This is a genomic window from Psychrobacter sp. NG27, assembly GCF_016106655.1.
In the GTDB taxonomy this organism is placed as follows: Bacteria; Pseudomonadota; Gammaproteobacteria; order Pseudomonadales; family Moraxellaceae; genus Psychrobacter.
Window position 1 is genome coordinate 169510 of sequence record NZ_JADGIN010000004.1, and the last position, 14888, is coordinate 184397.

A 14888-nucleotide genomic window follows, 5' to 3' on the forward strand; every position below is an offset into this window, starting at 1 on the left:
ATTGATGTGCGGAGAACAGCGATGACCATAGCGAGAACAGCAATGTCTACCACTCACATTAGCCATACACCTGCTGATATGACCCAGTGGGCAGGTCGTGCAGAGCCATTTGAGACTGCACGTGCCCGTTACTGGTATCAGCTTGCTCAGCCCTACGAGAATCAAAATATTGGACTAATTGGCTTTGCCTGTGATCAAGGTGTCAGACGCAATCAAGGCCGCGTGGGCGCTAGAGCTGCTCCGCCATTGATTCGTCGAGCTTTTGCTACGCTGCCAATCATCGCTAAATTGCAACAACGTTTTGATGGTCAATTATCAACCTTATTAGGTGATGCTGGTGACATTCATTGTGATGATAATGATGGTTGTGCCGAAAGCACTCTTGAGCAAGCTCAGATCAAATATGCCGATGCAGTGAGCAATGTTATCAAACAAGGTGGTTTGCCCATCGGACTTGGCGGTGGTCATGCCATCGCTTATGGTAGCTTTTTAGGATTATGGCAGGCATTAGAAAATACAAACGATACAACTGTCAGCACAAACACAGTGCCTACTATCGGGATTATTAATTTCGATGCTCATCTTGATATTCGTCAGTCTGATGTAGCGACCTCTGGTACGCCGTTTTGCCAGATTGCCGAGCATCTTGACGCACATGGTCAGTCCTTTCATTATTGCTGTATTGGCGTTAGTCGATTCTCTAATACGGCGGCGCTCTTTGATCGTGCTGAACAATTGGGCGTACAGGTTATCACTGATGAAGACTGCCATTATCAGCCTTGGGATACACTTGCTAAGCAGGTCAAAAGCTTTGTGGATCAGGTCGATATAATATATCTAACCATCGATATGGACTGCCTACCATCTAGTGTCGTCCCAGGAGTGAGTGCACCTGCTGCCTTTGGTATTGAGCTGGGTTTCGTTGAGCGTATGGTCAAAACCATCATGGCATCAGGCAAAGTAAAAATGGCAGACATTGCTGAGATTAATCCTACCTTTGATATTGACAGTCGTAGCTGCAAAGTTGCTGCTCGACTGCTAGCCACCATTGTAGAGCAGCATTTAATTGTCACCTAAACACATTAGCCTCCCAATAATCAGGAGCATATCATGAATGAATCAAAGAACTCCGTATTGAAAAACCCTACAGAACAAACGCTAGATGCATCTACTATGACACCGTTTGATCATATTATTATCAATGCCAATATTGCGACGTTTTCAGCGCAGCATGGTTTTGGTATTGAGACAAGTGATGATGAAAATGAGCACGCTGATAGCATCCCATACGGTCAACTACATAACGCTGCCATCGGTATTAAAAACGGCAAAATCGCTTGGGTTGGTTCACAGGAGCAAATCGCTGCTCATTTGTCTAAATATCAAGATAATCAAATCACAGATGTAAATGGCAAATGGATGACCCCGGGGCTTATCGATTGTCATACTCATATCGTCTATGGTGGCAACCGCAGCAATGAATTTGAAGCGCGTTTGCAGGGTACCAGTTATCAAGATATTGCAGCACAAGGCGGCGGTATTGTCGCGACGGTCAGTGCTACCCGTGCTGCCAGTATTGAATCGCTATTTACACAAAGTGAAAAACGTTTAATCGCACTTATGAAAGAAGGTGTCACCAGTATCGAAATCAAGTCTGGCTATGGCTTAGACTTAGACACTGAGCGAAAAATGCTCACGGTCGCCCGTCAGCTAGGAGAAAAATACGATATCCATGTGAGCACCACTTATCTAGCAGCGCATGCCCTACCCACTGAGTACAAAGACCATGCGGACGATTATATTGAGCAAGTTTGCGAATGGCTACCAATATTGCATGCAGAAGGCTTGGTCGATGCGGTCGACGGCTTCTGTGAAAACATTACGTTTAGTAGCGATCAGATTAGACGTGTTTTTGAGGTTGCGCGCTCATTAGATCTACCAGTCAAACTGCACTCTGAGCAGCTGTCTGATATAGGGGGTAGTGCCTTAGTTGCTGAATATAAAGGGCTGTCAAGCGACCACCTAGAGCATTTGTCAGAAAAAGATATCAAAAAGATGGCCGCGAGCAATACCGTTGCAGTGATACTGCCAGGAGCGTTTTATACGCTACGAGACACCAAGTTGCCGCCGATTGAAGCCTTACGTAAACATCAAGTTCCCATGGCTATTTCAACCGATTGTAACCCTGGCACCTCACCGTTGACGTCGCTTTTGTTAACGATGAATATGGGCTGTACGCTATTTTACCTGACGCCCGAAGAAGTACTGGCAGGCGCGACCGTCTATGCAGCACAAGCTTTAGGATTACCTAATAAGGGTAAAATAGAAGTGGGCTGTGATGCTGATTTAGCGCTATGGGATATCGCTCGTCCCGCTGACTTGGCCTATCAAATGGGGTTAAACCCTATCCATGGCATTATGATTCGAGGTAAATGGCGTGAAACGACATAGTGATTCTTTATTTATTCACACTCAAAAAGCCTCTATCATTTAGGTGTGATGAAGCAAAATATGTCAGCGGTCTCGTACAGTCCATTACAGCTTATTAAAATCCTCAGTGTGGTGACTTCTGACTTCTAACCACCATTGATATCTTGCCACTGCTGCCGAGTTATTTTATATAACACGTGCTTGGCAAGCCGATGATCAGCTTCGAGCATTGGATGATAAAAGTTTTCTTGGAGATTTATCATGCCAATACGCTGCATAATGAGTTGCGAGCGTTTATTGATAACCGTTGTAAATGAAACCACATCTTCAAGCGCCAGCTTAGTAAAGGCATAGTGCAGTGATGCACGCGCAGCTTCTGTGGCATAACCTTGTCCCCAATAATCTTTGTGTAGTCGCCAAGCAATCTCGACAGCAGGTGCAAATGGCATATCCGTATGCGCTTCATTTAAGCCAACCATACCGATAAAGGTATCTGTCTCTTTTAGACTAACTGCCCAAAATCCCCAGCCATTATCTTTAATAAGCTGCGAGCATTTATTGGCTATCGCATCGCTCACTTTTGGCAATAATGGCTTGGGAAAGTATTTCATTACCTCAAGATCGGCATTCATTTCAGCAAAGATAGAGAAGTCACTTCCCTGCCACTGTCTAAGGTACAGCCGTTCTGTTTCTATTGTATTTATGATTTGATTCTCTCGCATTTTATTGTTCAAAATGAATACTGTTCGAAATAAATTAGGTTAATCAGGCTAGTTCTCAAGCCAACCCTGTCTTATGGCAAATGCTAGCTGCTCAGGCGTATCAATGTCGTAGCTAAGTTGGTCATTATCGACCATGCCTATTTGTTCAGCGGGCAATACTCTAATGAGGTTACGAAGCCCCTTATCGCCTATCAATTCTGGCTGCCACTGTCTAAGCAGTTTATAGTTAATTGCTAAAGGCAGACCTATGATATCAGATGCACCTTCATACAGATTTTGATATTTTTCTAAACGTTGCCAGTTATGATAGTGACTGGCCACTACTGTCTGCTTGCCCGCTAGCAATGCTGTTATATGATGCTCGTCTAGTAGAATTTGATCCACTCCCATAATGAGCACTCGATCGATTGAGTCAGCTTCAAAACCAACGATCCTCTTAATACCCAGACTTAAACTATGTGCCATACCCGTTTCAGCTTTTGGGTTCACTACTATTTTAACTGCTGGATATTGATCAGCCAACTCTGTAATCGCACTAGCAATCAAACGATGATTATCAGGAATGACAACGACGATGGCTTGCGAATTGGTCGTTATTGCCAATCGAGTCATATAAATAATTAACGGCTCGCCACTCTTAATAAGTAGCTGCTTGGGTTCACCGAGACGTTGACTGAGGCCGCTTGCCAAGATGATGACCGCATGGTTTTGGCGCTGTCGTTCAGTACTTTCTGTAAATGCACGCTTGCTCATACAATACTCTGGATAATATCAGCATCCGTTTCACTACTCATCGCTAGGATATTTGAAGAGTTATTGTGCGAGCCGCATTCTAGTGGAGTTTGATTGTGCATGACAGCATTTATCTCCGCCATGATACCGAGCGCGAGTGCCTCAGGGCCATCTCCACCCAGCTTATAACCAATCGGATAATGCAATTTATGAATACCAGCTTCTAACATAGTAGGATTGCTAATATTTATGCTGATTTCATTAATCAAGCGTTCGGTCCGATAGCGCGGCCCCAATTGTCCTAAGTATTTATAATTGTCTGAATGCTTAAGCAGTATTGCTAAGCGAGCGCGATCTTGACTCAAGCTGTGTGACATCAAGGCAACTGCTGCGTTATTGCTTAGCTCAAGCAAAGCCCTACTGTCATTTAAAGCTAGCGACATCACAGCGTCTGCTTGAGGAAACCGCATGCGCGTCGCATATTGCGCGCGACTATCGATGACCGTCACATGCCAGTCCTGTAGCTTGGCCATGGTCACCAGTGGCATCACATCGTTACCCGCCCCGCAAATCAACAAACGCACTTGTGGTTGCAATCGTTGCACAAGCCATTCTGTTGTTGCCTTACCGTTTTCCACTATCACATATTCGGCATTTTTATCAGACAGCTTATATTCTGCTAACTCTTCTACAGTATCGGCAATTATATTCGAAGAATCTGTTGTCTCTTGTTCTGGTAAGTCTCCCGAATTATGATATTCATCTAAATTGATGCGCATGCCTATTTGAAGCTCAGCATTCTGATAACCGTTAGCGCGAATTAAAGTAGCCACTGTGATTGGCTGCTGAGTACGTCGAACATTACAGATTGTCTCTAACAATGGCGTTGCTGTCGTTAATCGCTCAAATAATACATGCACTCGCCCATTACAGCCGAGTCCAAAATTTAATTCATCAAAGTCCGCATCATCTAAATCGCTATCTGGCTCATCATATATATCAGACTTAGTTTCTTTAGCGCCTGCTTGCGCTTGGCCATCGTCAGCATATTGAATGTCATCACCCGTCTGATAGACTTGCACATTGGCACCGTTACGAGTAAGCCAAAAGGCACGTTTGATAATATGCGGCTCCAAGCAACCGCCACTAATCATCCCAACTGAGCGACCATCCTCACAGATAAGCATCATCGCGCCAGCACGGCGATATGCTGAGCCTTCAGTACGTACGACCGTTGCCAATACAGCATCAATACCTTGCTGCTTAGTTTTGATTGCCAGCTTAAGAATGTCAGCGACCTGATTCATAACGCCTCTTATTTGGTAGTTATTTTCTTGATAATGACGAAATATACTGCTGATTCAGTTATAAAAACCCGCTCATTAAGCGGGTTTCTGTCGTACATATGGCTTGAAAAAATTACTCTGGCATCTCGTAAAGCAGCTTATCGAGCGTAATCGGAAAATCATAAACACGTACACCAACGGCATTATAGACAGCATTAGCAATCGCAGCAGCAGCACCGGCAATAGCCGTCTCACCAATACCCTTGATATGCATCGGGTTGGTATAAGGATCATCCTCTTCGACCAATATCACATCCAACTGCGGAACATCAGCATTAACTGGCACATGGTACTCAGCGAGGTCATGGTTACACAGGCGTCCGTCACGTTTATCGTGGATGACCTCTTCCATCAACGCTGAACCAATACCAAACACCATGCCACCATAGCATTGCGAAGTCGCTGTCTTGTGGTTAAGAATACGACCTGCGGCAAATGCACCCGTCATGCGTTTTACTCGAATTTCACCAGTGACCTTATGCACGGCTACTTCAGCGAAGTTTGCACCGAAAGAGGACTGACGATACTTCTTACCGTTTTTACCCGGCTTTATCTGTCCTTTGGCACTGAGCTTTTGCTCCTCATAATCCGCCACCACGTCAGCAAGCGCATATGATTCTTTATTCTCAAAATCATATTTCTCTAATTCTGACTTTTCTTCTAATACATTCTCTGAAAATGAAACTCCGGTCGTTTCAGATATTTTATCAATCGTGCTATCCGCGAACGCTTGACTACTCTTCTTAGTCGTCTCAACCACGGTTAAATTATGCTTGCCTACTTGCTTAATTTGACCATTATCTAGCTGAATCGTATCAGGGTATAGACCGACTTTTTCTGCTAGCATCTCACGCAGCTGCTCACAAGCAAGATAGACACCACTACCTGCACTCGCCGCACCCCAACTACCACCTGAACCTGCTGCAGGTGGTAAGGCACTATCACCCAGTTTCATCTCAATATGGTCAATAGGTAGTCCTAACAAATCTGCAGCTACTTGAGAGAACACAGTATAAGACCCTGTACCGATATCCGTCATATCTGTCTCAATAACAGCTTTCACACCGAGTGCTTTTGACTTGTCTACTTGCAAGCTGGCGCGTGCCTCAGAAGATTGCAGTTGGTTGCCACGTGCTGCCGCAGCCATACCTGTTCCTATCCACCAATCGCCTTCTAATTGACTGGCAGGCTTAGCATTGCGCTGACTCCAACCAAACTGCTCTGCACCTTTCTCCATACACGCAATCAGCTGCCGTGAAGAAAACGGGATATCTTTACTAGGGTCTTTCTCGGGCTCATTACGGCGGCGCAGCTCTATAGGATCAATATCTAATTGTGAAGCCAGCTCATCCATCGCACATTCAACGGCAATCATACCGACAGCCTCGCCAGGTGCACGCATCGAGCCTGATAGCACTTGGTTCATGTCAACCATTTCATAATTTACACGGCGGTTTTTACCGCGGTACAAGTAATGGGTAGACAATGCAGTTGGTTCAAAGAACGCCTCGTCTGGCAAATTACTAGAAACGGTATCGTGAATCAACGTATCGATAACACCGTCTTTATCACAGCCGATGGCGATACGCTGACGAGTATTTGAGCGCCTGACGGTTGCTTCCATGACTTGTGGACGGGTCATTGTAATCAATACCGGACGTCCAAGCTCTTTTGAAGCGATAGCAGCGGCAATAGATTCAGGGGCTATACCGAGCTTGCTACCAAACCCACCACCGACATAGTGTGCTATCAGTTGCACTTGATCTTTATTTAAGTCTAGCGCGTCCATGACTTGCTGCTTACAAGACGCTAGCATTTGGTTGGCAGTATAAAGAACGAGCTTGGCGTCTTCCCAATGTGCCAATGTTGCATGTGGCTCCATCGCCGAGCTGTTTTGACTTGGCGTATGATAAAAGCGATCGAGCGTTACCTCAGCATCAGCTAGACCTTGCTCTGGATCACCTTGGACATAATTTTTATCAGAGCCTTTTTTCTCATCGACTGCATGGGCGTTGGACAACTCTTTATTGAAATTCAATGCTGCCTGATCAGTCTCATCTTTATAAGTGACTTTAAGCGCATTTGCTCCTTCTGTTGCTGCCTCAAAGGTTTCAGCGATTACCACAGCAATGGGCTGACCATGATAAAAAATCTTAGTCGCTCCCTGCTTCGGTGCTTTTTTTAACCCGCCTTGCTGAGAGTTACGCAAGAAGTGCTTAGGGTCTGTCACGACCTTGATAATATTAGGAATGCCGTCTAAAGAACTGCTATCGATATTCTCGACTTGACCTTTAGCAATGGTCGCACCGACCAAGACACCGTAAGCTTTATTATCCAAGTGTATTTCAGCACTATAATGCGCTTGACCACTAACCTTTAACGAGCCGTCAACACGGTTGATCGGCTGACCGACCAGTTTGCTCGCCGTTGTACTAAATAAAGACTTAACAGGCTCATCCATGGTCATTTTTTTAGTCGGTTCTGACTGAGTGATTGATTCAAATAATGACATAATTATGCTCCCTCGCCCGCTAGTGCGCGCTGAATGACTTGTTTTAGTAGGCGACACGTCAACGGTATTTTAAAGTCGTTTTGACCATTACCTTTGGCATCCTTCAATAACAGATCGGCGGCTTGCGTGATAACATCAGTATTGCCATCGGTATCCGTCAATAGTGCCTCAACCGCTTCATTACGCCATGGCTCAGTACCGATACCACCAAATGCCAATTGTACCGTCTTTAGATTACCGCTATCATCAGCATCTATCACTGCGGCACAAGATACCAACGCAAACGCATAAGAGGCGCGATCTCGCACTTTGTCATAGGTGTGCATACCCTTGATAGGCGCAGGTAATACAACATGAGTGATAAGCTCGCCTGCCTCCAATATATTTTCGATATGTGGCGTATCTTTTGGTAAGCAATAAAAGTCTTTCACATTGATAGCGCGAGTCGATCCGTCAGCTTTGACTGTCTCGATAGTGGCATCCAGCAAGCGCATGGCCACTGCCATATCAGATGGATGCTGCGCAATACACGCATCGCTCGTACCTAGGATAGCCAGCGTACGGTTCTCGCCATTGATAGCTGGACAACCTGTGCCCGGTTCACGCTTGTTGCAAGCACTGTCTGTTTGATAAAAATAGTAGCAACGAGTACGCTGCAAGAAATTACCACCTGTGGTCGCTTTATTACGCAGCTGACCTGTCGCTCCTGCCAAAATTGCTCGGGACAATACTGGGTAATTGGCAATAACGTCAGGATGTGCTGCTAAATCACTATTGGTCACAAGCGTACCAATACGCAGACCACCATCGGCAGTAGTCTCAACCTGTTCTAATTCTAGACGAGTAATATCGACCAATTTAATTGGGGTCTCAATCTCTAGCTTCATTAAATCTAGTAAGTTAGTACCGCCTGCGATAAAAGACGCCTCTTTGGTACTAGCGGATATTGCCGCTTGCTCTGGTGCATCAGCACGACTATATTCAAAGCGTTTCATGAGCGGCCTCCTGTCGTAGCAGTTGCTGTTTTATTATTCGCTGAAGGTTTACCAAGTTGCGCCTCGCTCGGTGGCGGTGACCAGATACCTGTCACGCTCGAGTTTTGCACTGCGTTGTCTGTTTTTTGAATAGTAGACGGGGATACTTGACTCTCAAGCACTTGTGAAATGGCTTTGATAATATTGGGATAAGCAGAGCAGCGGCAGATATTACCACTCATGCGCTCAGCAATTTCTTGTACAAGGCGACCATCAGGATTTTTTAAGTCTGTGCTCACATGGCTTGGCCAATTTTGCTTTATTTCTTCTATCAATGCGGTCGCTGAGCAAATCTGTCCCGGTGTGCAATAACCGCACTGAAATGCGTCATTGTCCTTAAAAGCTTGCTGCAATGCTGACAATGAATCTGGCATCCCGATGCCTTCGATCGTCGTAATGTCATCACCATCATGCATAACGGCGAGTGTCAGACAAGAATTAACCCGTCGTCCATTAATGAGCATGGTACATGCCCCGCATTGACCGTGGTCGCAGCCTTTTTTGGGTCCGGTGATTTGTAAGTGCTGACGACAGACGTCAAGCAGTGTCGTACGGGCGTCAAGATTCTCGAGCTGATAATCCTGCTTATTGATTGTTAACGTCAAAGTAGACATGCTGGCTTCTCGCTGGCAGATGAATATAATGGGGTGATGAAAACGCCTCGTAAATACAGCGTTAATAAATTTATTATGACGGATGAAAACGGTTGTTTTGTTTTTACTTTGTAGTGATTGCAGTGTAGTTTTTAATCCAAAGTAGTCTCTGAAAGTGAGCGCTACCAATAGCTACAGTGTAATTGATAATCATTTACGTTAGTAAACCTCACCACTCGCCTTTAGCTAATAACCACCAAACTTAACCCGTAAATTCTTCAAGACCATTTCTATAATTTAACTATAATTTGACATAGTCACTTATCAAATCAAATCTCCTCACCAGTACAGTAGATAAGTTTTTAATGTAAAAAAGCCCCACCGACGAATGTCTATGGGGCTTTTTTATAAATGCTTTAAATATAGTAACCATGCATTAGAACTTACTAAAACTTTCTTAGTACTTGTTTAATTAGGCTTTAGTGATGATTATCTCTTCATCAAAGCGTGATTTTGGCAACTCAGCGTTAAAGTCATCTTCACTACGATAACCAAGCGATACGACCGCAACAGCCGTATAGCCCTTGCTACGTAAATCAAACTCTTCGTCAAGTGCTTTCAAATCTGCCCCTTCCATCGGCACAGCATCAATACCCAAAGTCGCAGCTCCTAGTAGCAAAGCGCCAATATTGAGATACAGCTGCTCTATTAACCAATGTGGCTCGTCTTTTTGCTCGTAACGACGAATGTCCAAAAACATCTTACGCACTTGGTGCATCTGCTCTTTAAATTTTGGTTCCGCAAAACGGCCATCAGCGTCTTCTTTGTCTAGTATTTCATCCAAGAACTCATCATCAGCATAGACACGACTACAGAATACGATGACATGTGAGGCGTCTTTTACTTTTGCCGTATTGAATTCATACATCCCATCTGTGCCTTTAGCGATACGAGCTTTACCAGCCTCATCATCAGCAATCACAAAATGCCAAGGTTGGATATTGGTGCTCGAAGGACTGAGACGTAAGATATCTTTTAGGCTCTGAAAATCTTCTGCTGAGATTTTTTTATTGGTATCAAATGCTTTGGTGCTGTAACGCCAGTTCATCGCTTCAGTAATATTTTTCATTTATGTATCCTGTATCGAATATCAAGTTTTTATTATTTGCTAAATACTTGATGTTAGCGTGGGTTATACGTCACGACTATCAATGTCGGCAAAGCTACTGTAGATAAAAACCCATTTCATGGCCATGACAGATTGGTTAAATATTCATACGTTTTGTTATCAGAGGTTGATTTTTGACTGCCTTATCGCAAAAAAGCAGCTATGAACAATAGCAATCTAGCGAGCATTAGCGAGTAAATGAGTCACTCAGAGCGCATTGTATTCACCTGATTATGCTTTGAATGTTTATTAACGCTTGATATTTGAAGCATGATTATTAGTGAGGCTTCTTGGTCGACGGCTATATCTAAGCGAACACATCTAGATGAGATATATGAGCAATCAAAAGCCTTCAATAAAATACAAATAACAATCCCTGCGAGGAAATATGAGCACATCAGAAAAATCACTCCGAATAGACATCGTTTCAGACGTCGTATGCCCTTGGTGCGTCATTGGCTATCGTCAATTGGCAGCAGCACTTGAGCAAACCAATACGGCTCACACTATCCACTGGCACCCGTTTGAGCTAAACCCAAACATGCCAAGCGAAGGTCAAAACCTACGTGAGCACATCATCGAAAAGTATGGCTCTACCAAGCAAGAGTCAGATGCCAGTCGAATCAGAATGGCTGAAGCGGGCTCTGAGGTTGGCTTTGAGTTTAGTTTCAATGACGACACGCGCATGCACAACACCTTTAATTTGCATCAGCTGCTACATTTCGCTGATCAGCAAGGCCGTATGCATGACTTAAAACAAGCGTTGTTTGCCGCGCACTTTACCCATAACAGAGATATCTCAGATATCAACGTACTTGCTGATATTGCAGCGGAGATTGGGCTTGATCGTAGTGAAGCATTGGCGGTGTTGGAAGGTCAGTTTTTTGCGAAAGAGGTACGAACAGAAGAACAGCATTGGCAACAGCAAGGCATTCAAAGTGTACCAGCGATTATCTTCAATGAGCGGCATCTGGTTAGCGGTGCGCAAGGTGTCGAGAATTACGTCAGTATTTTAGAGCAATTGGCTAATATGACTGAGTAAACCCTTTATCATTATAAAAATGTCATTCTATAAAAGGACACTTTATGTCTTCTGAACGTTTTCCTCCGATTATTGTGTTCGATGTCAATGAGACATTACTTGATATTGACACACTCACGCCTTTTTTTACGCGCGCCTTTGGTAAGCAAAGAGTGCTAAGAGAATGGTTCGCTCAGCTAGTATTGTACTCGCAGACTATGACTCTATCTGGCCTCTATACGCCTTTTGGTGAGCTTGGGGTTGGTGCATTGCACATGGTTGCTGATATCAGACAAGTGACTTTGACAGAGCATGATATCACTGAGTTCAAAGAAAGAATGAGTGCGTTGCCTGCTCATCCTGACGCCGTGCCAGCACTGACTCGTTTGCGCGATGCAGGGTTTCGACTGGTCACACTGACCAATTCAGCAAGCAGTGCGTCTCCAACACCACTAGAAAAAGCAGGTCTCAGCCAGTTTTTTGAACAGCATTTTAGCGTTGAGACCGTCAGTAAGTTCAAGCCAGCGCCTGATACTTATCAACTGGTGGCTGATACGCTAGCCGTTGATACATCAGATTTATGCCTTGTCGCCTGTCATCTCTGGGATACTATAGGGGCGCAAGCGGCAGGTTGTCGCGCGGCTTTTCTCACGCGACCGTATAATGCGATGTTGAGCGCGCCCAATGTGCCAGTACCAGATTTGACCGCATCAGATTTATCAACGCTTGCGGATCTAATCATTAGCAAAAAAGGTGCTTGAGACTTTCAACCACTAAGCTATGTGTAAAAACAACGTTAAAAAAAGGCTGCTTCGATATCGAAGCAGCCTTTTCTTTTTTGAAAAAGTATTGTTAGAACAATCATTCTAACGTTACCGTCAGATACTGCTCTTGCACAATATATCTTAGAAATGGATGACCGTACGAATACTCTCACCCTTATGCATCAAGTCAAATGCTTCATTGATATCTTCTAGTGGCATGGTATGCGTAATGAAATCCTGCAATGGAATCTCGCCTGCCAAATAACGCTCAACATAACCTGGTAATTCTGAACGACCTTTTACGCCACCAAATGCCGATCCACGCCAGACTCGACCAGTCACTAGCTGGAACGGACGGGTTGAAATTTCTTGCCCAGCGCCAGCGACACCGATGATGACCGACTCGCCCCAGCCTTTGTGACAGCACTCTAGTGCCGAACGCATCACATCGACGTTACCGATACATTCAAACGAGTAATCAACACCGCCATCGGTTAGCTCAACGATGACTTCTTGAATAGGTTTGTCGTAGTCTTTCGGATTGATGCAGTCAGTCGCGCCTAGCTTTTTGGCCAGCTCAAACTTACTCTCATTGATATCGACGGCAATGATACGACTGGCTTTTGCCATCGCCGCACCGATGACCGCTGACAGACCAATACCGCCCAGACCAAAGATAGCAACGGTCGCCCCCTCTTCGACTTTTGCAGTATTCATGACTGCGCCCATACCTGTGGTCACGCCGCAGCCAAGTAGGCAGACTTCTTCTAGTGGGGCTTCTTTATTTACTTTTGCCAAAGAAATCTCTGGCAACACGGTGTATTCAGAAAAAGTCGAACAGCCCATATAGTGATAAATTGGCTCACCGTCTTTATAGAAACGCGTGGTGCCATCTGGCATTAAGCCTTTACCTTGGGTCTCACGTACCGCCGAGCAAAGGTTGGTCTTGCCAGAGGTACACATTTTGCAGACACCGCACTCTGCGGTATATAGCGGAATAACATGGTCGCCGACTTGCACGCTGGTCACGCCTTCGCCAACTTGCTCAACGATACCGCCGCCTTCATGACCCAAAATCGCAGGGAACACGCCTTCTGGGTCTTCACCAGATAAAGTAAATGCATCGGTATGACAAACACCACTGGCGACGATTTTTACTAACACTTCGCCTTTGCGTGGCAGCATGACATCCACTTCTTCGATAGATAATGGCTCGTTCGGCCCCCATGCGATGGCGGCTTTTGATTTGATAAATTTGTCTGACATAGTTATCTCTCTTTTTAATTGATTGTTATCTCAAGGATCTGATACAACGTCTTTCGTTATAAGTAAAAGCCCAGTCATTTTCAATTGAACACTGTCTGTCCGTTTGTATTCATACTCGTGGCAAAAACATATCGATACAAACTGAGCTTATCTTGCTTAGTCATCGTAGGCAAGTTTCAATGATCGTAGAATGTTGTTTATTTGAATCGATACCAACCATTATATTTATTTCTGAGCTGATAACAATATGCTATATTTGCAAATATCTTTTACATATTGGTAATAATCATGCGCTGGGAAGGGATTAGTGAGTTTGTCAGTGTGGCAGAATCTGAGAGCTTCACAAAAGGCGCAAAGGCGCTTGGTATCTCGACGGCTCAAGTCAGTCGCCAGATAAGCGCGCTTGAGAAGCGATTGAACATCAAACTGCTCTATCGCACCACCCGTAAGGTCTCTCTGACTGAGGAAGGTCGCGTATTCTATCAGCACTGTCGTAGTGTGCTCGATGGCTTGGATGCAGCTGAACAAGCCGTGAGCAATTTACAATCCAAACCCCAAGGTCGAATCAAACTAACAGCCCCTGTGACTTATGGCGAGCAGCAACTGTTGCCACTGATTAATGACTTTATGATGCAATATCATGATATCGAAGTGACGGCGTTTTTGAGTAATCAAAAGATTGACTTGATTGAGGGTGGTTATGACTTGGCCATTCGTATCGGCAAATTGAGCGACTCGACGATGATGGCAAAAAAGCTCAGTCAGCGTACCAATTTTATCTGTGCGGCGCCCTCTTATCTAGACGTACACGGCACACCGCAAAACCTTGGCGAGCTGGGTCAACACAACTGTTTGCTTGGCACTCGCGACTATTGGCATTTTATAGATGTTGGTAAAATAAAAGAAAACCCTAATACTAGTGGTAAAGCAACTGGCCAAAAAGCCAGTGTCGAAAGAAACCTGCGCGTCTCTGGAAGCATTCAATACAACAGCGGCTACAGTCTAGTCGACGCCGCTCTCAAAGGCTTAGGCATCGTACAGCTGCCTGATTATTATGTGCAAAAGTATCTAACGTCAGGTGAGCTTGTCAGTTTGCTCGATGATTATAGAGAGCCTGAAGAAAGCATCTGGGCCATCTACCCTCACAACCGTCATCTCTCACCGAAAATTCGGCTTTTGGTAGATTATTTGTCTGAGCATTTGATTTAGTAATCTATTCAGATATATTGCAATAACCAGCCTGATTACGCACAATGAGTATTCGATATTACCAACCATCACAAACAATCAAAGGATATGA

Annotated in this window: 13 protein-coding genes; 5 read left to right on the top strand and 8 right to left on the bottom strand. The window is 44.6% G+C overall.

Annotated elements, in window-relative coordinates:
- Positions 1–42: 42 nt before the first annotated feature.
- Positions 43–1077: a formimidoylglutamase gene (hutG, locus tag IP485_RS08395; RefSeq protein ID WP_198326846.1), complete on the top strand. Its 1035-nt coding sequence runs from the start codon at positions 43–45 to the stop codon at positions 1075–1077.
- A gap of 96 nt (positions 1078–1173) precedes the next feature.
- The gene (gene hutI, locus IP485_RS08400; protein WP_227686497.1) at positions 1174–2451 is read left to right on the top strand and encodes an imidazolonepropionase; all 1278 of its coding nucleotides are present in this window, start codon (positions 1174–1176) and stop codon (positions 2449–2451) included.
- A gap of 125 nt (positions 2452–2576) precedes the next feature.
- Here the strand turns inward: hutI and IP485_RS08405 are convergent, their stop codons facing one another.
- The 7 genes from IP485_RS08405 to nfsB form a co-directional block, all read right to left on the bottom strand.
- Complete coding sequence (locus IP485_RS08405; RefSeq protein WP_198326848.1) at positions 2577–3152, bottom strand: GNAT family N-acetyltransferase; 576 nt, start codon at positions 3150–3152, stop codon at positions 2577–2579.
- A gap of 48 nt (positions 3153–3200) precedes the next feature.
- Positions 3201–3905 carry a nucleotidyltransferase family protein gene (locus IP485_RS08410; RefSeq protein WP_198326849.1) on the bottom strand — a complete coding sequence of 235 codons (705 nt, stop codon included), beginning with the start codon at positions 3903–3905 and terminating at the stop codon, positions 3201–3203.
- Positions 3902–5191, bottom strand: a complete 1290-nt coding sequence (locus IP485_RS08415; RefSeq protein ID WP_198326850.1) for an XdhC family protein — start codon at positions 5189–5191, stop codon at positions 3902–3904. Before IP485_RS08415 ends, IP485_RS08410 begins: the two co-directional genes overlap by 4 nt.
- 112 nt (positions 5192–5303) lie before the next feature.
- Complete coding sequence (locus IP485_RS08420; protein WP_198326851.1) at positions 5304–7742, bottom strand: xanthine dehydrogenase family protein molybdopterin-binding subunit; 2439 nt, start codon at positions 7740–7742, stop codon at positions 5304–5306.
- A gap of 2 nt (positions 7743–7744) precedes the next feature.
- Complete coding sequence (locus tag IP485_RS08425; RefSeq protein WP_198326852.1) at positions 7745–8737, bottom strand: FAD binding domain-containing protein; 993 nt, start codon at positions 8735–8737, stop codon at positions 7745–7747.
- Positions 8734–9390: a 2Fe-2S iron-sulfur cluster-binding protein gene (locus tag IP485_RS08430; RefSeq protein ID WP_198326853.1), complete on the bottom strand. Its 657-nt coding sequence runs from the start codon at positions 9388–9390 to the stop codon at positions 8734–8736. Before IP485_RS08430 ends, IP485_RS08425 begins: the two co-directional genes overlap by 4 nt.
- A gap of 451 nt (positions 9391–9841) precedes the next feature.
- A complete protein-coding gene (gene nfsB / locus IP485_RS08435) occupies positions 9842–10498 on the bottom strand; it encodes an oxygen-insensitive NAD(P)H nitroreductase (protein ID WP_198326854.1) in 657 nt (218 codons plus the stop codon).
- 427 nt (positions 10499–10925) lie between these two features.
- Between nfsB and IP485_RS08440 the strand changes: the two genes are divergently transcribed.
- Both IP485_RS08440 and IP485_RS08445 read left to right on the top strand, forming a co-directional pair.
- Positions 10926–11579, top strand: a complete 654-nt coding sequence (locus tag IP485_RS08440) for a DsbA family protein (protein ID WP_198326855.1) — start codon at positions 10926–10928, stop codon at positions 11577–11579.
- A 44-nt stretch (positions 11580–11623) separates the two neighbouring features.
- Positions 11624–12319: a haloacid dehalogenase type II gene (locus IP485_RS08445; protein WP_198326856.1), complete on the top strand. Its 696-nt coding sequence runs from the start codon at positions 11624–11626 to the stop codon at positions 12317–12319.
- A 144-nt stretch (positions 12320–12463) separates the two neighbouring features.
- Here IP485_RS08445 and IP485_RS08450 read toward each other — a convergent pair whose 3' ends face one another.
- Complete coding sequence (locus tag IP485_RS08450) at positions 12464–13588, bottom strand: S-(hydroxymethyl)glutathione dehydrogenase/class III alcohol dehydrogenase (protein ID WP_198326857.1); 1125 nt, start codon at positions 13586–13588, stop codon at positions 12464–12466.
- A gap of 288 nt (positions 13589–13876) precedes the next feature.
- Here IP485_RS08450 and IP485_RS08455 point away from each other — a divergent pair, with 288 nt between their 5' ends.
- Positions 13877–14797 carry a LysR family transcriptional regulator gene (locus IP485_RS08455; protein ID WP_227686481.1) on the top strand — a complete coding sequence of 307 codons (921 nt, stop codon included), beginning with the start codon at positions 13877–13879 and terminating at the stop codon, positions 14795–14797.
- Positions 14798–14888: the final 91 nt, after the last annotated feature.

Excerpts from the sequence above, each read along its gene's own strand:
- IP485_RS08415 (WP_198326850.1), bottom strand. The coding sequence starts at position 5,191 with ATGAATCAGGTCGCTGACATTCTTAAGCTGGCAATCAAAACTAAGCAG.
- IP485_RS08405 (WP_198326848.1), bottom strand. The coding sequence starts at position 3,152 with ATGCGAGAGAATCAAATCATAAATACAATAGAAACAGAACGGCTGTAC.
- IP485_RS08425 (WP_198326852.1), bottom strand. The coding sequence starts at position 8,737 with ATGAAACGCTTTGAATATAGTCGTGCTGATGCACCAGAGCAAGCGGCA.
- nfsB (WP_198326854.1), bottom strand. The coding sequence starts at position 10,498 with ATGAAAAATATTACTGAAGCGATGAACTGGCGTTACAGCACCAAAGCA.
- IP485_RS08440 (WP_198326855.1), top strand. The coding sequence starts at position 10,926 with ATGAGCACATCAGAAAAATCACTCCGAATAGACATCGTTTCAGACGTC.
- IP485_RS08410 (WP_198326849.1), bottom strand. The coding sequence starts at position 3,905 with ATGAGCAAGCGTGCATTTACAGAAAGTACTGAACGACAGCGCCAAAAC.
- hutI (WP_227686497.1), top strand. The coding sequence starts at position 1,174 with ATGACACCGTTTGATCATATTATTATCAATGCCAATATTGCGACGTTT.
- hutG (WP_198326846.1), top strand. The coding sequence starts at position 43 with ATGTCTACCACTCACATTAGCCATACACCTGCTGATATGACCCAGTGG.
- IP485_RS08450 (WP_198326857.1), bottom strand. The coding sequence starts at position 13,588 with ATGTCAGACAAATTTATCAAATCAAAAGCCGCCATCGCATGGGGGCCG.
- IP485_RS08420 (WP_198326851.1), bottom strand. The coding sequence starts at position 7,742 with ATGTCATTATTTGAATCAATCACTCAGTCAGAACCGACTAAAAAAATG.
- IP485_RS08430 (WP_198326853.1), bottom strand. The coding sequence starts at position 9,390 with ATGTCTACTTTGACGTTAACAATCAATAAGCAGGATTATCAGCTCGAG.
- IP485_RS08445 (WP_198326856.1), top strand. The coding sequence starts at position 11,624 with ATGTCTTCTGAACGTTTTCCTCCGATTATTGTGTTCGATGTCAATGAG.
- IP485_RS08455 (WP_227686481.1), top strand. The coding sequence starts at position 13,877 with ATGCGCTGGGAAGGGATTAGTGAGTTTGTCAGTGTGGCAGAATCTGAG.